This is a genomic window from Hydrogenophaga sp. LT287, assembly GCF_055702805.1.
Window position 1 is genome coordinate 53882 of sequence record NZ_JBVPZC010000006.1, and the last position, 24071, is coordinate 77952.

General features: G+C 60.2%; 21 protein-coding genes. 17 read left to right on the forward strand and 4 right to left on the reverse strand.

What is annotated here, in order from left to right; translation table 11 throughout:
* Positions 1 to 924, forward strand: coding sequence for a lysophospholipid acyltransferase family protein (locus tag AC0GNR_RS07060; RefSeq protein ID WP_472900259.1), 924 nt, complete (start codon positions 1 to 3; stop codon positions 922 to 924).
* A gap of 13 nt (positions 925 to 937) precedes the next feature.
* Here AC0GNR_RS07060 and yihA read toward each other — a convergent pair whose 3' ends face one another.
* Positions 938 to 1744 carry a ribosome biogenesis GTP-binding protein YihA/YsxC gene (yihA, locus tag AC0GNR_RS07065; RefSeq protein ID WP_472900260.1) on the reverse strand — a complete coding sequence of 269 codons (807 nt, stop codon included), beginning with the start codon at positions 1742 to 1744 and terminating at the stop codon, positions 938 to 940.
* A 101-nt stretch (positions 1745 to 1845) separates the two neighbouring features.
* Between yihA and AC0GNR_RS07070 the strand changes: the two genes are divergently transcribed.
* The 5 genes from AC0GNR_RS07070 (at position 1846) to AC0GNR_RS07090 (ending at position 7977) form a co-directional block, all read left to right on the forward strand.
* Positions 1846 to 2460, forward strand: coding sequence for a c-type cytochrome (locus AC0GNR_RS07070; protein WP_472900261.1), 615 nt, complete (start codon positions 1846 to 1848; stop codon positions 2458 to 2460).
* Positions 2461 to 2643: 183 nt separating this feature from the next.
* On the forward strand, positions 2644 to 4788 hold the full coding sequence (locus AC0GNR_RS07075; RefSeq protein WP_472900262.1) for a cytochrome c biogenesis protein ResB: 2145 nt from the start codon (positions 2644 to 2646) through the stop codon (positions 4786 to 4788).
* Positions 4785 to 6146 (forward strand): c-type cytochrome biogenesis protein CcsB, encoded by a 1362-nt coding sequence (gene ccsB / locus AC0GNR_RS07080; protein ID WP_472900263.1) that lies wholly within the window; start codon positions 4785 to 4787, stop codon positions 6144 to 6146. Before AC0GNR_RS07075 ends, ccsB begins: the two co-directional genes overlap by 4 nt.
* Positions 6147 to 6264: 118 nt before the next feature.
* The gene (gene msrP / locus AC0GNR_RS07085; protein ID WP_472900264.1) at positions 6265 to 7269 is read left to right on the forward strand and encodes a protein-methionine-sulfoxide reductase catalytic subunit MsrP; all 1005 of its coding nucleotides are present in this window, start codon (positions 6265 to 6267) and stop codon (positions 7267 to 7269) included.
* Between the two features lie 99 nt (positions 7270 to 7368).
* Positions 7369 to 7977, forward strand: coding sequence for a protein-methionine-sulfoxide reductase heme-binding subunit MsrQ (locus AC0GNR_RS07090; RefSeq protein ID WP_472900373.1), 609 nt, complete (start codon positions 7369 to 7371; stop codon positions 7975 to 7977).
* A 48-nt stretch (positions 7978 to 8025) separates the two neighbouring features.
* On the opposite strand, the gene lysA is transcribed toward AC0GNR_RS07090, so the two are convergent.
* Entirely contained in the window at positions 8026 to 9315 is a 1290-nt protein-coding gene (lysA, locus tag AC0GNR_RS07095; protein ID WP_472900265.1) for a diaminopimelate decarboxylase, read from the reverse strand.
* 83 nt (positions 9316 to 9398) lie between these two features.
* Positions 9399 to 9608 (reverse strand): LPS translocon maturation chaperone LptM, encoded by a 210-nt coding sequence (gene lptM / locus AC0GNR_RS07100; RefSeq protein ID WP_472900266.1) that lies wholly within the window; start codon positions 9606 to 9608, stop codon positions 9399 to 9401.
* 12 nt (positions 9609 to 9620) lie between these two features.
* On the opposite strand from lptM, the gene cyaY reads away from it, so the two are divergent.
* Positions 9621 to 9956, forward strand: a complete 336-nt coding sequence (gene cyaY, locus AC0GNR_RS07105) for an iron donor protein CyaY (protein ID WP_472900267.1) — start codon at positions 9621 to 9623, stop codon at positions 9954 to 9956.
* Here cyaY and AC0GNR_RS07110 read toward each other — a convergent pair.
* Positions 9946 to 12366, reverse strand: coding sequence for a penicillin-binding protein 1A (locus tag AC0GNR_RS07110; protein WP_472900268.1), 2421 nt, complete (start codon positions 12364 to 12366; stop codon positions 9946 to 9948). The genes cyaY and AC0GNR_RS07110 overlap by 11 nt on opposite strands.
* Positions 12367 to 12634: 268 nt before the next feature.
* On the opposite strand from AC0GNR_RS07110, the gene AC0GNR_RS07115 reads away from it, so the two are divergent.
* From AC0GNR_RS07115 to AC0GNR_RS07160, 10 genes are all read left to right on the forward strand, one after another.
* Entirely contained in the window at positions 12635 to 13714 is a 1080-nt protein-coding gene (locus AC0GNR_RS07115; protein ID WP_472900374.1) for a pilus assembly protein PilM, read from the forward strand.
* Positions 13711 to 14334: a PilN domain-containing protein gene (locus tag AC0GNR_RS07120; RefSeq protein ID WP_472900269.1), complete on the forward strand. Its 624-nt coding sequence runs from the start codon at positions 13711 to 13713 to the stop codon at positions 14332 to 14334. Before AC0GNR_RS07115 ends, AC0GNR_RS07120 begins: the two co-directional genes overlap by 4 nt.
* Positions 14335 to 14352: 18 nt before the next feature.
* Entirely contained in the window at positions 14353 to 15024 is a 672-nt protein-coding gene (locus AC0GNR_RS07125) for a type IV pilus inner membrane component PilO (RefSeq protein WP_472900270.1), read from the forward strand.
* Positions 15024 to 15575: a pilus assembly protein PilP gene (locus AC0GNR_RS07130; RefSeq protein WP_472900271.1), complete on the forward strand. Its 552-nt coding sequence runs from the start codon at positions 15024 to 15026 to the stop codon at positions 15573 to 15575. The genes AC0GNR_RS07125 and AC0GNR_RS07130 overlap by 1 nt, the downstream gene beginning before the upstream one ends.
* Complete coding sequence (gene pilQ, locus AC0GNR_RS07135) at positions 15572 to 17728, forward strand: type IV pilus secretin PilQ (protein ID WP_472900272.1); 2157 nt, start codon at positions 15572 to 15574, stop codon at positions 17726 to 17728. The genes AC0GNR_RS07130 and pilQ overlap by 4 nt, the downstream gene beginning before the upstream one ends.
* Before the next feature lie 178 nt (positions 17729 to 17906).
* A complete protein-coding gene (locus AC0GNR_RS07140; protein WP_472900273.1) occupies positions 17907 to 19784 on the forward strand; it encodes a hypothetical protein in 1878 nt (625 codons plus the stop codon).
* 23 nt (positions 19785 to 19807) lie between these two features.
* On the forward strand, positions 19808 to 20365 hold the full coding sequence (locus tag AC0GNR_RS07145; protein ID WP_472900274.1) for a shikimate kinase: 558 nt from the start codon (positions 19808 to 19810) through the stop codon (positions 20363 to 20365).
* 161 nt (positions 20366 to 20526) lie between these two features.
* A complete protein-coding gene (gene aroB / locus AC0GNR_RS07150) occupies positions 20527 to 21630 on the forward strand; it encodes a 3-dehydroquinate synthase (protein ID WP_472900275.1) in 1104 nt (367 codons plus the stop codon).
* On the forward strand, positions 21627 to 22814 hold the full coding sequence (locus AC0GNR_RS07155; protein ID WP_472900276.1) for a deoxyguanosinetriphosphate triphosphohydrolase: 1188 nt from the start codon (positions 21627 to 21629) through the stop codon (positions 22812 to 22814). The genes aroB and AC0GNR_RS07155 overlap by 4 nt, the downstream gene beginning before the upstream one ends.
* Complete coding sequence (locus AC0GNR_RS07160; protein ID WP_472900277.1) at positions 22811 to 24052, forward strand: MFS transporter; 1242 nt, start codon at positions 22811 to 22813, stop codon at positions 24050 to 24052. The genes AC0GNR_RS07155 and AC0GNR_RS07160 overlap by 4 nt, the downstream gene beginning before the upstream one ends.
* Positions 24053 to 24071: the final 19 nt, after the last annotated feature.

A 24071-nucleotide genomic window follows, 5' to 3' on the forward strand; every position in this document is an offset into this window, starting at 1 on the left:
ATGCCGACTTCTTCCCATTCGCCAGCCAACCCACAACCCCGCGTGAGCTGGCTCAACCGCCTGGGCCTTGGCTTCATGCGCTTGCTGGCGCGCCTGCCTTTGCCCTGGATTCGCGCGCTGGGCTGGCTGGCTGGCCAGCTGTTGCATGGTGTGGCGGGGCGCCGCCGCCGCATTGCGCGCACCAACTGGGCGCTGTGTTTTCCGCAAGACAGTGAAGCCCAGCGCAACCGTGCGGTGCGCCAACATTTCGTTTACTTTGTGCAGGCCTGGCTCGACCGCAGCTGGCTTTGGGAGGCCAGCGAAGCCACCGTGCGGGCGCGGCTGCGCTTGGTTGGTGCCACCGATGAGTTGGAAGGGAATGCCCCCACCGTCATCTTTGCGCCGCACTTTGTGGGACTGGACGCCGGTGGCACGGCGCTCGCACTTTTTGCGCCCAGGGCGTTTATCAGCGTGTATGCCGAACAAGCCAACGAAGCGGTTGACGGCTGGATTCGAGCGGGCCGGTTGCGCTACGGCGCTGTGAAACTGGTCAGCAAGCACCAGGGTCTGCGCCCGGTGGTGCAGGCGGTGCGGGCGTCCGAGGTGCTCTACCTGTTGCCCGACATGGACATGGGGCCTGCGGAGTCGGTCTTTGTGCCGTTTTTTGGTGTGCCAACCGCCACGGTGCCCACGCTGCCCCGCCTGGCGCGGCTGGGGCAGGCCAAGGTGGTACCCGTTATCAGCCGCATCACCCCGCAGGGCTATGACGTGGAGGTGCTGCCCGCCTGGCCCGACTACCCGGGGCCTGACGCGCAGGCCGACACCGCCCTCATGAACCAGCGCCTGGAGGCTATGATCCAGACCATGCCCGAGCAGTATTACTGGGTGCACAAGCGCTTCAAGACCCGCCCGCCGGGGGCGCCTTCGGTCTACAACAAGGACTGAACGGCCCGGCCGCTCAGTCGAGTGACTCGGGTTCGGGTTCCTGGTCCGGGTCCATGCTGGGTTCCACCGGTTCGCCCTTTAGTTTTTTGGCGGGTGCATGGGACCATTGCCAGAGCAGCTGAGCCACTTCGTCCAGCCCCTGTTTTTTTAGCGCTGAAAACAGCATCGCTTCACCGCCACCGCTTTGCAGCTTGGCAATCGACAAAGCCTTGGCCGCTTCGGATCGGCTGAGTTTGTCGGACTTGGTCAGCAGCACCAAAAACTTCAGGCCAGCCTGAACGCGCGGCCGGATCACGTCGAGCAAAATTTCATCCAGCTCGGTCATGCCCAGGCGCGGGTCGATCAGCAGCACCACCCCCGTGAGGTTTTCGCGGGTCATGAGGTAGTTGCCCATGACGCGCTGCCAGCGCAATTTGGCTTCACGCGGCACAGCGGCGTAGCCGTAGCCCGGCAAATCGGCCAGCACCGCGTCGTGCACGCCCTGCTTGCCCAGCGAAAACAGGTTGATGCTCTGGGTGCGCCCCGGCGTTTTGGACGCAAAAGCGAGGCGTTTTTGCTGCGTCAGCGTGTTGATGCAGGTGGACTTGCCAGCGTTGGAGCGTCCGACAAACGCAATTTCAGGCAGGTCAAGCGCTGGCAGGTGTTCCAGCTGGGGTGCCGTGGTGAGGAAGCGGGCGGTGTGCAGCCAGCCGTGGGCGATCTTGGCTTCCACTGTGGCGGGCACAGGGTTTTTTTCAGTGTTGGGTTGTTCGGCCGCGGTGGCCGGGGCGTCCTGGGACGGCGATTCGGAGGGGGGGGCTGGAGTGTGGTGTTGGGTCATTTGGGGTTTTCCCGGTGGGGCATTGTAAAATTGATAGGCTTAGAACAAAACTACCGCGAATTTCCTCAACCGAACCCGTCGCCACCGACGTCAGCCCAGACATGAAATTGCCTGTTTCACTCCTTTGCGCCGCTGCCGCCGCAGCCCTGTCGTTCAGCGCCCATGCCCAGTCGGCCAAGCCCGATCTGGTCAAAGGTGCGGCCTTGTACGGCCAGATGTGTGTGGCCTGCCACGCCGCCGACGGCAATTCGACCACGCCGATCAACCCCACCTTGGCTCAGCAGCACCCAGAGTACCTGGTCAAGCAGCTGCAGGAATTCAAGTCCGGCAAGCGCGACAACGCCATCATGAAAGGTTTTGCCGCGGCACTGTCCGATGATGACATGCGCAACATCGCCTTCTGGCTGGCAGACCAAAAAGCCAAGACGGGCTTTGCGAAAGAAAAAGACCTGGTCCGCATGGGTGAGCGCATTTACCGCGGCGGCATTGCCGACCGCCAGATCGCCGCTTGTGCAGGCTGCCACAGCCCCAACGGTGCAGGCATTCCTGCACAGTACCCCCGTTTGTCGGGTCAGCACGCCGAATACACGGCCAGTCAGCTGAACGCCTTCCGCAGCGGTGCGCGCAAAAACAACGCCCAAATGACCGGCGTTGCAGCCAAAATGAACGATCTTGAGATCAAGGCGGTATCGGACTACATCGCCGGACTGCGTTGAGCTTCGGTGCAGGTCAAGCCCCCGCAGTGGGCGGGGATATAAGCGAGCGTTAATATTTGACGTCACAATGCGAAAGAACCTCTTTTGTATTGAACCGCTGACCGAAATTCACATCACAACAGGGCGAGTTCTGGAGCAACCAGACCCGCCCTTTTTGTTGCCCTTCACCTTCAGCTTTTTTTCATGACCGTCTCCACTCAAGGCATGCAGATCAAAACCAGCTCGCGCTTGACCAGCGAGATGGTGGAGTTGCTGTCGTCCATGCGTTTCGCCATCTCGCTGCTGACGGTGATCTGCATCGCCTCGGTGATCGGCACTGTGGTCAAGCAACACGAGCCGGCCAACAACTATGTGAACCAGTTCGGGCCCTTCTGGGCCGACGTGTTTGCCAGCGCCAATCTGTTCTCGGTCTACAGCGCCTGGTGGTTTTTGCTGATTTTGGCTTTTCTGGTCTTGAGCACCAGCCTGTGCATCATCCGCAACACGCCCAAGATTTTTTCGGACTTCAAGGCCTACAAAGAAAACATCCGCGAGCAAAGCCTCAAGGCATTTCCGAGCCGGGCCGAAGCCGCTTTGGACGAAGCCCCTGAAGCCGCAGCCAACCGCATCGGTCAGTCGTTGCTGGGGGCGGGCTGGAAAGTGAAGTTGCAGTCGCGCGATACCGCCGCGGGCACGGGCTGGATGGTGGCCGCCAAAAAAGGCGTGGCCAACAAAATTGGTTATCTGGCCGCCCACAGCGCCATTGTGCTGGTGTGTATTGGTGGCCTGCTGGACGGTGACCTCATCGTTCGCACCCAAATGTGGTTCACCGACAAGACACCGTTCACGGGTGGCGGTCTGATCGCTGACGTCCCGGTTCAGCACCGGTTGTCTGCCAGCAACCCCACGTTCAGAGGCAATTTGCTGGTGACCGAGGGCACCACGGCCAGCACAGCCATCTTGGCGCAACCGACGGGCGTGATCTTGCAAGACCTGCCTTTCTCCGTTGAGCTCAAGAAATTCATCGTTGAGTACTACGACACCGGGATGCCCAAGCTCTTTGCGAGCGACATCGTGATCCACGACCACGAAACCGGCGAGAAGAAGGAGGCGCGCGTTGAGGTGAACCACCCCGCCAGCCACCGCGGCATCAACATTTACCAGTCGAGTTTTGACGACGGGGGATCCAAGGTCACCCTGCAGGCCATGCCCATCAATGGGCCTGCCAAGGCCTTTGAGGTGTCGGGCGTGATCGGCAGCACCAGCGCGCTGACCAATGGCGACGACAAGATGACGCTGGAATACACCAGCCTGCGTGTCATCAACGTGGAAAACTTTTCAGAGGTGGCGGGCGCTCCGGGCGTTGACGTGCGCAAGGTCGATTTGCGCAGTTCCATTGAGGCCCGGCTGGGTTCGGGCCACAAGACAGTGACTGAAAAAGTGTTGCGCAACGTAGGTCCGAGCATCACCTACAAGCTGCGCGACGCCGCTGGCCAGGCCATCGAATACCACAACTACATGCTGCCCATGGAGCTGGACGGTGCGCGCATGTACCTGCTGGGCATGCGTGAAGCCACCTCAGAGGCATTCCGCTACCTGCGCGTGCCGGCCGATGCGCAAGACAGCATGGACGACTTTGTGCGGCTGCGCTCAGCGCTCGCCGATCCGCAGATGCGCCAGGAGGCGGTGCGCCGTTACGCCGTTTCCGCAGTGGAAGAGGGCCGCCCCGAGCTGGCTGAAGCCCTCCAGGCGTCTGCGAGCCGTGCCATTGGACTGTTTGCCGGCGCCGAAGAGGTGGTGTTGGCACCCGCTGCTGGCGCCGAGGACCGAGGACCGGTGAAGGGTGGTTTGCAGGCCGTGTCGGCGTTTCTGGAAACCAACGTGCCCGAGCCCGAGCGCGAGCGCGCCAGCGATGTGCTGGTGCGCATCCTCAACGGCACCTTGTTTGAGCTGATGCAGATCAGCCGCGAACGCGCCGGCTTGGCACCGCTGGAGCGCAACGAAACCACCCAGCGCTTCATGACCACGTCGGTGATCAGCCTGAGCGACGCATTTTTCTACCCCGCACCCATGACATTCCAGCTCAAGGACTTCGAACATGTGCAGGCCAGCGTGTTCCAGGTGGCGCGTGCGCCGGGCCAAAACATCGTGTACCTGGGGTGTCTCTTGCTCATCCTGGGCGTTTTTGCGATGCTGTATGTGCGCGAGCGGCGGGTGTGGGTGTGGCTGTCGCCGTCTGGCGAACGCTCGTCACAAGCCCAGATGGCGCTTTCGTCTAACCGCAAGACGATGGAATCCGACCAAGAGTTTGATGTTTTGAAGAGCCAATTGCTGAAGGTGAACCCATGAACACTGCCACTGCGAATCGCACCATTGAGCTGAAGAACAACGGGTCTGGCGCCACGCCGGGTTACTTTGCCCGTCGCGACCTGTGGGACTGGCTGTTTGCCGCCGTCCTGGTTGCAGGCGCCGCCTGGGCGTTTTTGCAATACGACCATGCGATGAACGGCTATGAAAAGGCCATTCTGGTCGGTGCCGTCCCTTCCATGATCTGGCTGGGCTGGTTCTGGCGTCCGTTGCGCTTGCTGTCGGTGGTTGTGGGTGCGCTGGCGCTGCTCGCGATTTGGCTGTACCAGACCCCTGAAGGCACAGCCGACCTGGCGCGGGCCGACCAGGTCTTCATGCTCAAGTATTTCATCTCCAGCCAGTCCGCCATCCTCTGGATGAGCGTGCTGTTCTTCATGAGCACGGTTTTTTACTGGGTGGGCATGCTGACCCGGGCAGGCGATGCATTCGAGTCCCTGGGTTCGCGCATGGCCTGGGTGGCCGTGACGCTGGCGCTGGTCGGCACCATGGTGCGCTGGTATGAAAGTCATCAGATTGGCCCGGACATTGGCCACATTCCGGTGAGCAACCTCTACGAAGTGTTCGTCCTGTTTTGCTGGATGACGACCTTGTTCTATCTCTATTACGAAGACCAGTACAAGACCCGTTCCATGGGTGCGTTCTCCATGTTGGTGGTCAGCGCTGCTGTGGGCTTCCTGCTTTGGTACACCTTGGTGCGCGAGGCCCATGCCATTCAGCCTTTGGTTCCAGCCCTGCAGAGCTGGTGGATGAAGGTGCATGTGCCGGCCAACTTTGTGGGCTACGGCACATTTGCCATCGCCGCCATGCTGGCGTTTGCCTATCTCATCAAGCAGAGTGCCACCGAAACCCGCTGGTACAAGCTGGCACCCTTGTGGTTGCTGGGTATCGTGCTGTGCCTGGAACCCCTGGTGTTTCGCCAGTCGGCGCTTGAAAAGGGTGGCAGCTATTGGTTCGTTTACTTCGGTGTGTCGGCGTTGATCGTGGGCGGTATCCTGACAGGCCGCCGCCGTATTGCCGAACGCTTGCCCAGTTTTGAGGTGCTGGACGACGTGATGTACAAAGCCATCGCCGTGGGCTTTGCCTTCTTCACCATCGCCACCGTGTTGGGCGCTCTGTGGGCTGCCGAGGCTTGGGGTGGTTACTGGAGCTGGGACCCGAAAGAAACCTGGGCGCTGATCGTCTGGTTGAATTACGCGGCTTGGTTGCACATGCGGCTGATGAAGGGCCTGCGCGGCACGGTGGCCGCTTGGTGGGCGCTGGTGGGCTTGGCCATCACCACGTTCGCTTTCCTGGGTGTGAACATGTTCCTCTCGGGCCTGCACAGCTACGGCGAGCTGTGACGCCAAAGCTGGACCGCCCTTCCTGGGTAGGGTTGTCCAGCCACCTACCGGCCAGATAGCTGGAACTTTGTAAGAATGACAGGGCTCCGAAGATTCATTCGGAACCTTGGAGCCATTCATGATCATTCGCCTCAACCACGACGGGTTTCAGCACCCCGTTCCCAGTGAGATCACTTCGCCGTCTGATTACGTTGGACGTCGTGCTCTGCTGCAGCGTCTGGCGCTGGGCGCAGGGGGGGCTGCCATGGCCAGCTGGGCTTCGCGCGAGGCGCTGGCCCAGGCTGCGGTGACCCGGCCCGGACGGCTCGCGGCACTGAGTGGCGTGCGTTCCGCAGTCGCGGGTGCCAGCACCGTTGAAACGCTCACCACGTACGAAAACGCGTCCACGTACAACAACTTTTATGAGTTCGGGACCGACAAGTCGGACCCTGCGGCGTACGCCAAGTCGCTCAAGACCAGCCCCTGGACCGTCTCGGTGGAGGGGCTCGTCAACAAGCCCAAGACCTACGGGCTGGACGAGCTTCTGAAGCTGGCCCCGATGGAGGAGCGCATCTACCGGCTGCGTTGTGTCGAAGGGTGGTCCATGGTGATTCCGTGGGTGGGCTATTCGTTGGCCGCGCTCATCAAACAGGTGCAGCCACAGGGCGGCGCCAAATACGTGGAGTTCGTGACCCAGGCTGACCCCAAAACCATGCGGGGACTCGCCTCTGGTGGGCTGGATTGGCCCTATACCGAGGGCCTGCGGCTCGACGAAGCCATGCACCCGCTGACCCTGCTGGCTTTTGGTATGTATGGCGAGGTGTTGCCCAACCAGAACGGTGCGCCGCTTCGCTTGGTGGTGCCCTGGAAATACGGTTTCAAGAGCGTCAAGTCCTTGGTCAAGATTCGCTTCACCGACAAGGAGCCGCGCACCGCCTGGAATGTGGCGGCGCCCCAGGAATATGGCTTTTATTCCAACGTCAACCCCGACGTGTCCCACCCCCGCTGGAGCCAGTCCACCGAGCGCCGCATTGGCGAAGACGGAGGCCTGTTTGCCAAACGCCGCAAGACGCTCATGTTCAATGGCTACGAGCCCCAGGTGGGTCAGCTCTATGCCGGCATGGACTTGCGCAAGTTCTTTTGATGCCGTTGAGCGTGTTCATGAGGGTGGTACGCCGTGGCTGCTGACGCCACAACGGTGGTGAGCCACAAGGCGGGTCAGCGCGGAGCAAGCGCCTCTGCGGTGCACCGCTGCTTGACGCATCCGTTGGCCAAACCAGCGGTGTTTGTGCTGGCGTGCTTGCCCATGGCGTGGTTGTTTTGGGCGGCGGTGGCAGACCAGCTCGGCGCCAATCCGGCAGAGGCGCTGATTCGCTCGCTGGGCGACTGGAGCTTGCGGTTTCTGGTGCTGGTGCTGTCCATCACGCCGCTGCGTGTGTTGGCGGGCTGGCCGGCATTGGCACGCTTTCGGCGCATGCTGGGACTTTTCGTGTTCTTCTACGTCTGCATGCACCTGCTGGCCTACGCCTGGTTTGACATGGGCTTTGACCTGGCCGCCATGGTGCTTGACGTCATCAAGCGCCCGTTCATTTTGGTGGGCACGACCGCGTGGCTGCTCTTGCTGCTGATGGCCGCCACGTCATTCAACCGCGCAATACGTGCTCTGGGTGCCAGGCGCTGGCAGCTGCTGCACCGCAGTGTGTATGCGGTCGCCGCATTGGCGGTGTTGCATTTCTTCTGGATGCGCAGCGGCAAAAATGACTTCAACGAGGTCGCTGTTTACGCCGCCATCCTGGGTGCGCTGCTGGGCTGGCGCTTGTGGCGTTACTTCACTTGCAGGGCCGCGAGCTGAGCCACAGTTTGCGTGCCCAGCGTCAGTGCCCCGCGGCCTGTCCGTCTTTCAGGGCAGCAAGCTTTCAAAACGCAGTTGATCGGTGGCGCTTTCCCGTGCGCGGATGAGGGTGGCGGTATCCCCATCGACCAGCAGCTCTGCTGCGCGGCCCCGGGTGTTGTAGTTGCTGGCCATGCTCATGCAGTAGGCACCCGCCGACATCACCGCCAATAAATCACCCGGCTGAACGGCCAGCGCCCGGTCGCGCCCCAGCCAGTCACCGCTTTCGCACACCGGGCCCACCACGTCCCACAAGGCTGTGGGTTCGTCGCGAGGTGCCAGCGGCACGATCTGGTGAAACGCCTGGTACATCGCGGGCCGGGGCAGGTCGTTCATGGCCGCATCCACAATCAAAAAGTTCTTGTGTTCGCCTGGCTTCAGGTACAGCACCTCGGTCACACAGACACCCGCATTGCCCACCAGCGAGCGGCCGGGCTCAATGAAGATCTTGCGGTCGCCATAGCCCCGTGCATCGAGTTTGAGCAGCAGGCGCTGCCACAGCTCGTCGGCCTGGGGTGGCGTGTCGCCGTTGTAGTCAATGCCCAAACCGCCGCCAAAGTCGATGTGGGCGATGGGAACACCTGCGGTCTCAATGGCTTCCACCAAGTCCAGGATGCGGTCCATCGCGTCAAGGTACGGGTCTGCCTGGGTGATTTGCGAGCCAATGTGGCAGTCAATGCCCACCACCCGCAGGCCTGCACACGCCGCCGCATGGCGGTAGGTGGCCACCACGTCTTCGTGAGCAATGCCAAATTTGTTGCCCTTGAGACCGGTGGAAATGTAGGGGTGGGTTTTGGCGTCCACGTTGGGGTTGACGCGAACGCTCACGGGAGCGCGCAGGCTCATGCTTTGCGCCACTTCGTCCAGCACATCCAGCTCAGCGCGGCTTTCCACGTTGAAGCAACCAATGCCCACGTCCAGCGCCCGGCGCATCTCAGCACGCGTCTTGCCAACTCCTGAAAAAATGATCTTGCCCGGCTCTACGCCTGCCGCCAGCGCCCGTTCCAGCTCGCCGCCCGAGACGATGTCCAGCCCGCATCCTGCACGCACCAGCGTCTGCAAAATCGCCAGCGTCGAGTTGGCTTTCATGGCGTAACAAATCTGGTGCGCGCGTCCGGCCAGGCCCCGCTGGTAGGCGCTCAAGGCCTCCAAGATGGCGGCCTTGCTGTAAACGAAGAGCGGTGTGCCGTGTTGTTGGGCCAGCGCATGCAGCGCCAATCCTTCAACCATGAGTTGTCCGTTCTGGTAGCTGAAAAACGGGGGGAGTGTCGTGGGCACAGCGCCAGAAGTGATGGGCATGAAAGAAATTTGGCAGAAGGAGTGGGTCGGCCAACCGGGGCGGCAACGAGGCACGAACCGAGTGGGTTGGGCCGAAGGAACGGTTAGCGTCCGGTTGTGGCGTTGCTCGAGTCCGTGTCAGTGCTGTTGGACTCAACCGCTGCAGGTGGGGTTGCGCTTGTCGCAGCGGGCAAAAAAAGCGGTCCTTTTTGGCCGCAGCCCGCCAACAGCAACCCGGCGCCCAGCAGGGCGGCAAGCGCGCACTTGCGCCCCGCACAAGCTGTGCCGCCTAAAATTCGGTGCAAATCCAACATGAGCCCATTGTAATGACCGACATCGAATTTCTGGACCGCGCCGAGGCGCTCCTGCGGGCCATCGAGCTCACCTGCGACCGCATCAACGACACCACCGACGCCGATATCGACAACCAGCGCGTGGGGGGCATGATCACGCTGACGTTTGCCAACCGCAGCCAGATCATCATCAACCTGCAGAAACCGCTGCACGAAGTGTGGATGGCTGCCCGTGCGGGTGGATTCCACTACCAATACGATGGCGATGGTGCTGCCTGGATGGACACCAAGGGACAGGGCGAGTTCTTTGCCAATCTCTCGCGCTACGCCAGCGAACAGTCTGGGTTGCCGCTGGTTTTCAGTTCCTGAACAGGTCGAGAATGCTGCGGCGGTCTTCTGGTTCTAGGGCGGGTGCAGCAGCGCCGGGTTGCTCGGACTGAGCTGCATCGTTCGACACTGCGCCCGGCCAAGGATCGTTCAACCCCAACCCTCTGACGCCGTTGCCTGGCCCATATTCTTCAAAATACCATTCACCCCCTACGTTGATCAAGCCAGACGGCGGTGTGTATTCGGCCACAGGCACATCTTTCAGCGCTTCGGCCATGTAGTTGATCCAGATCGGCAGGCTCAACCCACCGCCCGTTTCGCGGCTGCCCAGGTTGCGCGGCGTGTCGTAGCCCACCCAGGCGGCTGCCACGACGGTCGGCTGGTAGCCCACAAACCAGGCGTCCACCGAATCGTTCGTGGTGCCGGTTTTGCCGTATAGGTCTGGGCGTTTCAGTGTGGCTTGGGCGCGGGCAGCGGTGCCGGTGCGTGTGATCTCCTGCAGCAAGCTGCTCATGACAAAGGCGTTGCGGGTATCGATGGCGCGCTGGGTTTCCAAGAGCTCGACCTGGGGCGCCTCAAACAGCACCTTGCCTTTGTGCTCCACGACGCGGGTGATCAGCGTGGGCGAGACAAGGTACCCGCCGTTGGCAAATACCCCGTAGCCCGTGGCCATTTGCATCGGCGTGACGGAACCCGCGCCCAGCGCCATGGTGAGGTACGGGGGGTGTTTTTCGGCGTCAAACCCAAAGCGCGAGACCCACTCCTGCGCACTTTGGGTGCCCACCAGTTGCAGCACCCGGATCGACACCATGTTTTTGGACTTGGCCAATGCACGGCGCACCGACATGGGGCCTTCAAAACGGCCATCGTAGTTTTTGGGCTCCCAGGGTTTGCCGCCCGTTTGACCTGCGCTGTAGAAGAGGGGTGCATCGTTGATGACGGTCATGGGCGACACACCCTTTTCCAAAGCCGCTGAGTAAATGAAGGGCTTGAAGCTGGAGCCAGGCTGGCGCCAGGCTTGCGTCACATGGTTGAACTTGTTTTTCTGAAAATCGAAACCGCCCACCAAGGCCTGAATGGCACCGGTTCGCGGGTCCATGGCCACAAAGGCCGACTCCACTTCCGGCAACTGGGTGATGCGCCAGCTTTTTTCTCCGCTTTTCACCACCCGAATCACGGCACCCGGACGGATCTTGATGTTGGGTCCGGCCTTGTCTGACAAGCCGGACTGGGCCGGGCGCAGGCCCTCGCCTGTGATTTCAAACGGTTCGCCATCCTGCCGAACAGCCACCACCCGGCGCGCACTGGCTTCCAGCACCACGGCCGACATCAGGTCGCCGTTGTCAGGCCGGTCGTTCAGGGCATCATCAATCGCGTCGTCCAGTGCTGCTTTTTCTGCCGGCAAGTCAACAAACAGCTCGGGGCCCCGGTAAATTTGGCGCCGTTCGTAGTCCAGCACACCTTCGCGCACGGCGCGGTAGGCAGCCTGCTGTGCGCGGGAGCGTACCGTGGTCGTCACGTTCAGGCCGCGCGTGTAGGCCTCTTCCCCGTATTGCGCCACCATGGCCTGACGCACCATTTCGGCCACAAATTCGGCATGGATGGTGGGTTGAACACCGTTCTGACGCAGCTTGAGCGGCTCAACCTTTGCTGCGTCGGCCTCGGCCTGGGTGATGAAGCCGTTTTCAAGCATGCGGTCAATGATGTGCAGCTGGCGGCTGCGCGCACGCTTGGGGTTGCTGATGGGGTTGTAGGCAGAAGGTGCCTTGGGCAAGCCCGCCAGCATGGCGGCTTCGGCAATCGTCACATCTTTCAGCGGCTTGCCAAAATAGGTCTGGGAGGCGGTGGAAAAACCGTAAGCGCGCTGTCCCAGAAAAATCTGGTTCATGTAAATCTCAAGGATCTGTTCCTTGGTCAGCATGTGTTCCAGCTTGAACGTCAGCAGCACCTCATAAATCTTGCGGGTGTAGCTTTTTTCAGCCGACAGGTACACATTGCGCGCCACCTGCATCGTGATGGTGGACGCGCCCTGGCTCTTGGCTTGCCCCAGATTGGCCAGCGCCGCCCGCATCATGCCGCGGTAATCCACTCCGCTGTGCTCGAAAAAACGGGCATCTTCAATCGCCAGCACCGCGTTCTTCATCACGTCCGGTATTTCCCGGATCGTCAACAGGTTGCGGCGCTCTTCACCGAACTCGCCAATCAACTGACCGTCGGCCGTGAGGACCCTCAGCGGCAGCTTGGGGCGGTAGTCGGCCAGGTCGGCCACGTCGGGCAAGTTGGGGTAGGCCACAGCCAAGGCGATACCGATCACCATCAAAAGGCCAATGCCGCCAGCCACCGCCAGTCCGGCCAGACCCACCGCAAGGCGACCGATCCAGATGACCACCGTGCGTCCCGCAGATACTGGCGTTGAGGATTGGTGAGGGGTGGCGCGTTCGTCTTTGGGCATGCGGATGATCTGTCGGTCGGTAGCGAATTATAAAAATCCGTTGTTGTGTGGATGCCAGTGCAAGCGCCCATATTGTGAGTTGTTGTGTATCGGGCGGCCTTCTGTCGCGTGGCAGGCGATCAAACAGGTCAAAAATACGTATGCTTTTGGCAACGCTTCCTTTTGTGTCAAAGGCAAAAAATCTTTGCTGCACAAGGGGCTTACTGCTAGCATTCAAGTGAAATCTTAAGTTTGGTGCATCGTTGCGCCGTCATTTTTGGGGGTCGCCTTGATCTCATTGGGGTCGTTATTTAGCCGGGAACCGGCACCGATGTTGGGCATTGACGTCAGTTCTTCCAGTGTGAAGCTGGTCGAGCTTGGTCGCAATCGCGCCGGCGATCTGGTCCTGGAGCGTTGCGCCATTGAGCCCCTTGAGCGAGGGTGGATCACCGACGGCAACATCGAAAAATTCGATGAAGTTGCCGAAGCTGTGCGCCGCGTGGTGCGAAAAAGCGGCAGCAAAACCAAAAATGTGGCGATGGCTTTGCCCGCATCAGCGGTCATCACCAAAAAAATCATCCTTCCAGGCGGTCTGTCAGACAAAGAGCTGGAAGCCCAGGTTGAATCTGAAGCAAACCAATACATTCCGTTTTCCCTTGACGAAGTGAGTCTGGACTTCTGCCTGATTGGCCCTAGCGCTAGCTCGGTAGGCGATGTCGAGGTGCTGATTGCGGCATCCCGCAAAGAAAAAGTGTCCGACCGCCAGGGCCTTGCAGAAGCTGCGGGCCTCAAGCCGGTTGTGATGGATGTGGAGTCCTACGCTTCGCGCATGGCGGCGGGTCGTGTCATTGAAACGCTGCCCAATCAAGGCGTTGACTCCCTGGTTGCTTTGTTTGAAGTGGGCGCACTCACCACCAGCATGCAGGTCATGCGCAACGACGACGTGCTCTATGAGCGCGACCAGGCCTTTGGTGGCGCGCAACTTACCCAGCTGATCGTTCGCCAATATGGCTTTTCTTCGGACGAAGCAGAAGCCAAAAAGCGTTCGGGCGATTTGCCAGAAGACTACCAGTCGGCCGTTTTGGGTCCCTTCATTGAGAGCATGTCGCAAGAAATTGGGCGAGCGCTTCAGTTCTTCTTCACGAGCACGCCGTACAACAAGGTGGACCACATTCTGTTGGCCGGGGGCAGTGCCGCCCTGCCAGGTTTGACCGACGCTGTCACGCACCAAACGTCTTTCGCCTGCATGGTGATCAATCCTTTTGACGCCATGGAAATGGCCTCTACCGTGCACGCCCGCAAAATTTCGCGCGAGGCGCCTTCGTACCTGACCTCCACGGGCTTGGCCTTGCGGAGGTTTTACCAATGATCTTGATCAACCTGTTGCCTCACCGCGAGGCGGCCCGAAAGCGGCAAAAAGAGCAGTTCTTTACCCAGTTGGGTCTGTCGGCGCTGCTGGGCGGCATCATTTGCGGTGCTGTGTTCACCTGGTACCAAGGCCAAATCACAATCCAGCAAGAGCGCAACAGCTTCTTGCAGCGCGAGATTGCCAAGCTCGATGTCGAGATCAAAGACATTGCTAGTCTGCAAAAAGAAATCGCATCGCTGCGTGCGCGCCAGACAGCTGTTGAGGATCTTCAAGGTGACCGCAACCTGCCGGTGCACCTGTTGGACGAGCTGGTGGCGCAGTTGCCTGACGGCATTTACCTCAGCAACATGAAGCAGGAAAACCAGAGCGTGCTGCTCACAGGTGTTGCGCAATCCCAAGAGCGTGTTTCTGAGTTGTTGCGCAATCTGGGCAACAACAGTCCATGGCTGAGCCGCCCGGAGCTGGTGGAAATCGTGGCTGCCAACGTGGTGGGCCCAAACAAAGACCAGCGGCGCGTGTCCAACTTCACCATTCGTGTCGCGTTGGTCCGGCCGTCAGCCGCTGCAACCACGGCACCGGGAACGGCCACTGCGGCGCCTGTCGTGCCTGGCAAAGTCTGATTGAGGCACCGACCCACCATGGCCAAAATGCCCCAGATCAACGTGGATTTCAAAGAAATCCAGGAACAACTCAAAACCCAGTTCTCAGGACTGGATCCCAACGACCCATCACAGTGGCCAGCTGTGCCGCGCAACCTCTTGTATGTCGCCGTGTGCGTGGCCGTCATTGCGGGCCTGTGGTTCGCCTGGCTCAAGGCGTCTGATGAAGAGTTGTTGGCCGAAAAAACCCGTGAAGAACAACTGCGCACCGACTACCGCAGCAAGCTGGTGCAGGCCGTCAACCTGGATGCGCTTAAGAAGCAACTGGAGCAGGTTCAGCAATATGTGAACCAGCTTGAGCGCCAGTTGCCCAGCAAGGCCGAAATGGATGCCTTGCTGTCCGACATCAACCAGGCGGGCCTGGGTCGCAGCCTTCAATTCGAGTTGTTCCGCCCGGGTCAGGTGCTCGTGAAAGAGTATTACGCCGAGTTGCCCATTGCCGTTCGAGTCACCGGCACCTACCACGACATCGGTCTCTTCGCAGCCGACATCGCCAACCTGTCCCGCATCGTGACGCTCAACAACCTCACGCTGACACCCATCAGGGACCGTGAAGGCGTGCTCACCATGGACTGCACGGCCAAGACCTTCCGCTATCTGGACCCCGAAGAAGTGGCCATTCAGCAAAAGTCCAAAGAGGTCAAGAAGTGATGCCGGCCAAGAATCTTTTGCTCGCTTTGAGCGTGGGCTGCCTGGTGGCCTTGGGGGGCTGCACAGCCTCCGGTCAGGACGAGTTGCAGGCCTGGATGCAATCCGAGCGCAACGGGATCAAACCCCAGGTCAAACCCATACCTGAGCCCACGAAATTCATCCCGCAAACCTACGGCGGCGAGCGCATGCTGGAGCCATTCAGCAGCGAAAAGCTGGCGAGTGTGCTGCGTGGCAGCCCCGGCACCACGATCGTCAACTCAGCGCTGATCGAACCCGAGCTCAACCGCCGCAAGCAACCTCTGGAAGCCTACCCGCTGGACACCATGACCATGGTGGGCAGTCTGAACCGCCAAGGCCAGCTGGTGGCGCTGGTCAAGGTGGACAACCTGCTTTACCAAGTTCGGGCTGGAAGCTATCTGGGCCAGAACTATGGGCGTGTGAACAAAATTACGGAAACCGAAGTCACGCTGCGAGAAATCGTGCAGGACTCCGCCGGTGAATGGACCGAGCGCCCTGCGGCGCTGCAGCTACAAGAGGAAGCGTCTAAATGATCAAGCCCAACATGGCCCAAAAAATCGGAGCATGGGAGCGCTCGGTGCTCAGAGGCGCCGTCTTCGCCTCCATGGCGCTGACCACTGTTTGGGCCCAGGCTCAAAATGCGATTCAGTCGCTGACCGGGGGCGTCCAAGGTGGCGTAGAAGTCATTCGCATTGAAACCAGCGAACCTCTGGCGGCCGTACCCACCGGGTTCACCATTCAGGCGCCCGCCCGGATTGCGTTGGACTTTCCAGGTGTGGTCAACAACATAGGCCGCAACACCATCGAAATGAACCAGGGCAACCTGCGTTCGGCCAATGTGGTGCAAGCGGGGGACCGCACCCGCGTGGTGATCAACCTCAAGCAACCGGCAGCCTACCAAGCCAAGGTGGAAGGCAAGTCCCTCATTGTGGTGCTTGATCGTTCCGACGCCATTGTTGCCGCGCCCGCTACCCAAGCCGCCTTTGCCGAAAGCCGCAACCGCGACACGGCTGCTCTCAAAGACATCGACTTTCGCCGTGGTGTCGGCAACTCCGGGCGCATCGTCGTCGAGTTGGCCAACAGCCAGGTGGGGGTAGACATTCGCCAACAAGGTCAAAACCTGGTGGTCGACTTCCTGAAAACGTCACTGCCCGAAGGCTTGCGCCGCCGGCTGGACGTGACTGACTTTGGCACGCCTGTGCAAACGGTCAGCACCTCGCAAACAGGTGACCGTGTTCGCATGGTCGTAACGCCAAAAGGCAACTGGGAACACTCGGCTTACCAGAGCGACAACCAGTTTGTGCTGGAAGTGCGCGAGCAAAAGGTTGACCCGTCCAAACTGACGCAAGGCCCTGGCTACAACGGTGAAAAGCTGTCACTGAACTTCCAGAACATTGAAGTGCGCTCGCTGTTGCAAGTGATCGCTGACTTCACCAACTTCAACGTTGTCACGTCCGACTCCGTCTCTGGCGCGGTCACCTTGCGCCTGAAAGATGTGCCTTGGGACCAAGCGCTTGACATCATCTTGCAGGCCAAAGGCCTGGGCATGCGCAAATCGGGCAACGTGCTCTGGATCGCGCCCAAAGACGAAATTGCTGCTCGCGAAAAACAAGAGCTGGAGTCCAAAGCGTCCATTGAAAGCCTGGAAACCGTGCGCACGCAAGGCTTCCAGATGAATTACGCCAAGGCTGCTGACATTGCGACGCAAATCACCGGCGGTGGTTCGGGCGGCACCGGCAGCAATAGCGCCCGCATTTTGTCGCCACGCGGTAGTGTCATCGCTGAGCCGCGCACCAACCAGCTGTTTGTAACGGACATTCCGTCCAAACTGGAGCAGGTGCAAGACCTTATTGCCCGTCTTGACATCCCCATTCGCCAGGTTTTGATCGAGGCGCGTATCGTTGAAGCCGATGACCGTTTTGGCCGCTCCCTGGGTGTTCGGCTTGGTGGCAGCGACCTGCGCGGCATTCGGGGTGGCGACGCCGGTTATTCCGTGGGCGGGAGCAACCGCCTCGCCATCGGTGGCAGCTACAACGCGGTGTCCAGCACCACGCTGGAAAGCGAAAACACGCTGGACACCATCAACACGTCCTTCGTGAACCTCCCATCAACCGGAGCCGGCGGCTTCGCGCCGGCTGCGTTCGCCATTTCCCTGTTCAGTTCTGCGGCCAACCGGTTCCTGAACCTTGAAATTTCAGCACTGGAAGCTGACGGCCGAGGAAAAATTGTTTCCAGCCCCCGCGTGGTCACTGCTGACCAAGTGAAAGCGCTCATCGAGCAGGGTACCGAGTTCCCCTACCAAACTGCAACGTCCAGTGGCGCCACCGCCATCTCGTTCCGCAAGGCCAACCTGAAGCTGGAAGTCACGCCGCAAATCACGCCTGAAGGCAGCATCATTCTGGACGTGGATGTCAACAAAGACAGCCGAGGTGAGACCACGGCAGCGGGTATCGCCATCAACACCAAACACATCCAAACGCAGGTGCTGGTTGAAAACGGCGGCACGGTGGTGATTGGCGGTATTTTTGAATTGATCGAAATCGACGACACCACCAAAGTTCCCCTGCTGGGTGATCTGCCGGTCTTGGGTAATTTGTTCAAGAACAAGAGCAAGACATCCAATAAGTCGGAATTGCTTGTGTTTATCACGCCGCGTGTAATTTCAGACCGTGGCGTGATGCGTTGATCTAAAAGTTATTTGATATTTAAGTTTGGGTAGTCATGATGAAAATATTAAGCTTGATTTTAGGCGGCATGCTGGCATTGGCTTTGACCGCATGTGGAGGCGGTGGTGGTACACTGTTGTTGGAGGCACTGGTGTAGGCACAACGTCACCAATCGCGAGCGCAGCACTGGCCGGAACCATGACTTTCTCCCTTGTGAGAGCAGACGGAACAGTGGTGGCAGATAACAGGCTTTCTCAAACAGATGAGCTGTCCTTGAGAGTGAGCGTTAGGGATGCTGCGGGTGCTGCTGTTGACATGGCTCGGGTTGTTTTCAGTCTCGACTCGACAGAAGCAGTGTTGGTGCCTGTCAATGGCGTTGCGCTCACGCGTGCAGGTGTTGCCACCATCAAAGTTGCACCTGCTTCGGTGGTATCGCAAGGGATTGTGACTGCTAAGGCTACGGTAACTTTGAATGGCACTGAAGTTACGAAAGAATTGTTTCTAGAGATTTCACCTGGAACGGTTCAGTTGCAAAATATGTCGGTATCTCCAAATGTGCTACAAAAAGGTCAGTCATTGGTTGCCTCTGTGAGTGTGCTGGTAAACGGGGCCGCAGCGGCATCTAACTCGGTTGGTGTATCCTTCAGTAGCACCTGTGGAGAGGTATCGCCTGCAACTGCTCTTGTGGACTCGTTTGGTCGAGCAACAGCGGTTGTGCAAACAAACGTTGAGGGCGACTGTGTAGTAACTGCTTCCTACAACGCAAGTTCTGAACAGGCGAGCTACAGGGTTACGGCCCCACCAATCACCAGCTTAGAGTTTGTTTCGGCGAGTCCCTCGCGAATTTACCAAGATGGATCCACCGGGGTAAAGACTTCAATTGTTTCTTTCAAAGTCGTAAATAGTATCGGTGAAGGTGTCGCAACCAAAGCAGTAAGTGCCGCTCTCACAAATACGGATGGGGGAATCAATTTTTGTGACAGTCCACATTTGGCAGTGAATTCGGACGAAAATGGCATCGTCCGTTTTTCGGTGTGTTCCGGTACCCTGCCTGCAACTGTGCAGGTGCGTGCAAGCCTTGATGATGCACCCACAATCTACACAGACTCGAACTTGTTGACGATTCAGACTGGATTGCCGACTCAGCGGTTTTTCGATATTTCGGCAACCCAGCTCAATTACTATGTGGGCGGCCAGTTTACCAGCGGGTTTAACGGCAACGAAACTGAAATCAGTGTCTTTGCAGCAGATCGCCAGGGCAACCCAGTTCCTCCTGGCACGCCGATTGTTTTTGTTGCCGAAGGTGGACAGCTGGTCACTTCAGGGTCCAGCAGCTGCGTGATTGGTACCAACGGCCGTTGCAGTGTTCGACTGGTTGGTCAAAACTACCGTCCATTGGGTTCACCACTTGGCGATCCAAGGCCTGGACGGGTGACCGTTCTGGCATACGCTGACGGTGAAGAGTCATTTGTTGATGCGAATTTCAACAACAGGTACGACGCCGGGGAGTTGTTCGAGGATCTCGGGATTCCATTTATGGACAAAGATGAGAACGGCAATTTTTCTGAGGCTTATCAAAACTTGGTGACTGGTACGAATGAGGGTGAATTTACCTACCCCATACGTGTGGCGCCAGGGTCGGCGGCGTGCCCGACCAATTCGAATGTTGGTCTTTCTGCTCAAAACACCTGTAACGGCGCCTGGAATGGTGCGACAAAGGTTCGGCGGCAGATCGTCATTATTTTCTCTGGTGGTGAAATTGGGCAGCCTGGCCTCTACGATCCCACGATACCTTCAATCAAACAGACGGCTGTCCTAACGGCTGCCCGCAATGGTCTGGTTGTGCGGCTTGCTGATTTCAACGGGAATCCACTTCCGTCCAATGCATCGTTGTCGGTGGAGGTTTTAAACAGCTTTGGGTCCTGTTCTGCGAGGCTGTTGGGTAGCACTGTTGGAAATAGTACGGAGCCGACGCTCCATCAGATTGTTTTGGATCAGTGCTCGGGTGGTGAGGTGGTCTTACTGAAGGCTGCTATTCAGGGCAAAGAGTCTGCGCTGTCTGTCACGGTCCCATAACTGTTTGCACAGTAGGTTCTGTATTGATCACCTTGATCGGCCTCCCTGGCTCAGGCAAATCCACCGTTGGGCGCCACCTCGCCCGGCGTCTTTTGCTTCCCTTCCTTGATTCCGACTACGTGATAGAGCAGCGTATTGGCTGTTCGATCCGTGAGTTCTTCGAGCGGGAGGGCGAGGAGCGTTTCCGTGACGTTGAAGAGGCCGTGCTTGACGAGTTGACACAGGGGGAAGCCTGTGTGCTGTCAACGGGCGGTGGTTCGGTGCTTCGCGCTGTGAACCGCGCCCATTTGCACGACCGTGGGCAGGTGATCTACCTGCGGTCCGCGCCTGAAGAGGTGTTTCGGCGTTTGCGCCATGACCGCAACCGGCCGCTGTTGCAGGTGGCTGACCCGTTGCAGCGCTTGCGTGACCTGTACGCGGCGCGCGACCCGCTTTACCGGGAAACGGCGCATTTCATCATTGAAACGGGTCGACCTTCGGTCGCTTCCTTGGTGAACATGATCGTGATGCAACTGGAGTTGGCCGGGTTGGTTCCCTCGACGGCGCCCGCTGAAACGGTAGGCGCCCCACGCCTGGGATAGTCGCTCTGCGACGAGCGTCAGCGGGCGTGCAGACTGAAGGGGGCGGAGTCTTGGCTCATCTTGCGTCGCTGTGGCGCCACCGGCCGTGGGCGGTGGTTGTTCAGGGCCTAAACTTCAGGGCTATGAACACGAAGACTCCGCACCCTATTCAAACGCGATCCATGCCGACCCAGCAGGTCGAGATTGCCCTTGGCGATCGCAGTTACGGCATTTTGATTGGCGACCAGCTGTTTGATCAGGCTTCTAGCTATGTGGGCCTGCCGGCAGCGGCTTGTGCGGTGATCGTGACAAACGAAACCGTGGCGCCTTTGTATGCGCAGCGCCTCGCTGCTGCGCTGACGCCTCGTTACCCCGTCATCCACACGGTGGTGTTGCCCGACGGAGAGTCGTACAAGACGTGGGAATCGCTCAACCTGATCTTTGATGCCTTGCTGGGCCATGGCTGCGACCGCAAAACGGTGCTGTTTGCGCTGGGTGGCGGTGTGGTGGGCGACATGACCGGCTTTGCCGCCGCGAGCTACATGCGCGGGGTGCCGTTTGTGCAGGTGCCCACCACCTTGCTGGCGCAGGTGGATTCTTCGGTGGGCGGTAAGACCGCCATCAACCACCCGCTGGGAAAAAACATGATTGGCGCGTTTTACCAGCCGCAGCGCGTCGTTTGTGACCTGGACACGCTCAAGACGCTGCCGGAGCGCGAGCTCAGCGCGGGTTTGGCCGAGGTCATCAAATATGGGCCCATCGCGGACATGGCGTTTCTGGACTGGATTGAGGCCAACATAGGCGCGCTGATGGCGCGCGAGCCGCAGGCACTGGCCCACGCGGTGAAACGCAGCTGCGAGATCAAAGCGCTGGTGGTGGGGCAAGACGAGCGCGAGTCGGGACTGCGCGCCATTTTGAATTTTGGGCATACCTTTGGCCATGCCATTGAGGCGGGCATGGGCTACGGCCAATGGCTGCATGGCGAAGCGGTGGGCTGCGGCATGGTGATGGCGGCGCGGCTTTCGCACGCATTGGATCTGGTGGACAAGGCTTTTGTGGATCGCTTGACGGCATTGATTAGCCGGGCCGGATTGCCCACCGTGGCGCCGGTGCTGGACGCGCAAGACAACGTGGGCCGCTATCTGGCGCTGATGCGCGTGGACAAGAAATCTGAAGCCGGTGAAATCAAATTTGTGCTGATTGACGGCCCTGGCAAGGCGGTGGTGCGCGGTGCTCCAGATGAGGTGGTGGGGCGCGTGATTGAAGCCAGTTGCGCCCGCACATGACGCCGCAAGCTGGACGGCCCGCGGGGTTGGCCCCTTACGCCTGCGACCCCACGCAAAGCCGTGGACGCCGTTTCCCGGAACCAGAGGCGCCGACCCGGACCGCGTTTCAGCGCGACCGTGACCGGGTGATCCACTCCACCGCGTTTCGGCGATTGGTTTACAAGACCCAAGTGTTTCTGAACCACGAGGGAGACCTGTTTCGCACGCGCCTCACCCACTCACTGGAAGTGGCGCAGCTGGGGCGCAGCATTGCCCGCTCGCTGCGGTTGAACGAAGACCTGGTGGAGGCGGTAGCCCTGGCGCACGATCTGGGGCACACGCCGTTTGGCCATGCTGGCCAGGATGCGCTGCACACCTGCTTGAAGCGGCTTTCAAGTGCCGAAGGCCGTGGAGAACCCGAAGCCTGGGGGTTTGAGCACAACCTGCAAAGCTTGCGCGTGGTGGACGAGCTGGAGGAGCGCTACCCGGCGTTTGACGGGTTGAACCTGAGCTTTGAAACCCGTGAGGGCATCTTGAAGCATTGTTCACGCGCCAATGCGCAGCGGCTTGAGGCGCAGGAGCCGGGTGGCGTGGCGCAGCGCTTTCTGCAGGGCGGTTCGCCTTCGTTGGAGGCCCAGCTGTGCAACCTGGCCGACGAAATTGCCTACAACGCCCACGATATTGACGACGGCGTGCGCTCCGGTCTCCTGACGATGGAGCAGCTGGGCGAAGTGCCTTTGTTTGAGCATTACCGCCTGCAAGCGCTGGCGGCGCATCCCCTTTTGGCCGGGCGGCGGTTGTTGTTTGAAACCATACGTTTGATGCTGAGCGATCAGGTGTATGACGTGATCGACACCACCCGCGCGCTGATCAGCGCCTCGGGCGTACAGAGCCTGGACCATGTGCGCAGCAGCCCAGGGCTGGTGGCTTTTTCGCCGGGTATGCGCGAGCGCTCCCAAGTGCTGAAGACATTTTTGCTGCGCAACCTGTACCGCCACCCACAGGTGGTGGAAACCACCGACCGCGCGCGCCGTGTGGTGGCTGACTTGTTTGATTTGTACCTGAATGCCCCAAAAGAATTGCCCGAAGCGCATGGCCGCAGCCAGCACCATGCCCGGGCCGTGGCGGACTACATTGCAGGCATGACCGACCGCTTTGCCATTCGCGAGCACGAGCGGCTGTTTGGCGCGGTGATCTTTCCGTGACCACCGGCCACGCTGCCCGGTTGGGCGTGGACGCGGCTGCTCAAGCGCGCCGGCTGGCGGCGCTGGTGGTGGCGGTAGGTGTCACCTGTGCTTTGCATGTGGGCAAGCTGCCAGTGGCTATTCCGGTGCTGCGCGATGCGCTGGGTCTCACGCTTGTGCAAGCGGGGTTTTTGCTGTCGCTGGTGCAGCTGGCGGGCATGACGCTGGGTTTGGTGGTGGGCCTGATGGCCGACCGGCTGGGCACGCGCCGGGTGATGTTGGCGGGTCTGGTGCTACTGGCGCTGGGCAGCGCACTGGGCGCTGCGGCGCCCAATGTGAACCTGCTGCTGCTTACCCGGGTGGTGGAGGGCATGGGCTTTTTGATGGCGGTATTGCCCGCGCCCGGCTTGTTGCGCCAGCGGGTGGCCCACGCACCCACCCTGGCCCGCGCGCTGGGTTGGTGGGGTGCTTACATGCCGCTGGGCACGGCTCTGGCATTGCTCCTCGGCGCGCCTTTGATCCAGCTGGTGGGCTGGCGCTGGGCCTGGCTGACGCTGGCCGCGGTGTCGTTGTGTGCGGCCGGCGCGTTGCTGCGCTGGGTGCCGGCATCGGTGGCTGGCCAGGCGAAGCCGCCACCGGCGCGCTTGTGGCCGCGACTCTCGCGCACCTTGCGTGCGCCCGCTCCGTGGCTGGTTGCGGTGGCTTTCTTTTTGTATTCTGGCCAGTGGCTGGCGGTGGTGGGCTTCTTGCCCACCATTTACAGCCAGGCGGGTTACAGCGGTGCGGTGGTGGGCATGCTGAGCGCGTTGGCCGCGGGCATCAACATGGTGGGCAACATTGGTGCCGGGCGGCTGCTGGCGCGGGGCATTCAGCCCGGCCTGATCTTGACGGTGGCCTATGGCGCCATGGCGCTTGGCGCCTGGGTGGCGTTTGCCGCGCAGGGCCATCCGGTGTGGCAATACCTGGCTGTGCTGGTTTTTTCCGGGGTGGGTGGGCTGATCCCGGGCACCTTGTTTGGTCTTGCCGTGGTCCTGGCGCCCGGTGAAGACACCGTGTCCACCACCGTGGGCTGGATGCAGCAATTTTCGTCACTGGGTCAGTTTCTCGGCCCGCCCCTGGTAGCGTGGCTGGCCATGCGGGTGGGCGGCTGGCACTGGACATGGGTGGCCACAGGCGCATGCTCCTTGCTTGGGGTGTGGACAGCCAGAAAGCTGCAGGTCGCCTGGCATAAACGGACTGTGCACCCGGCATCAGCTTGAGCGCGGCGGTGAGCCGCTA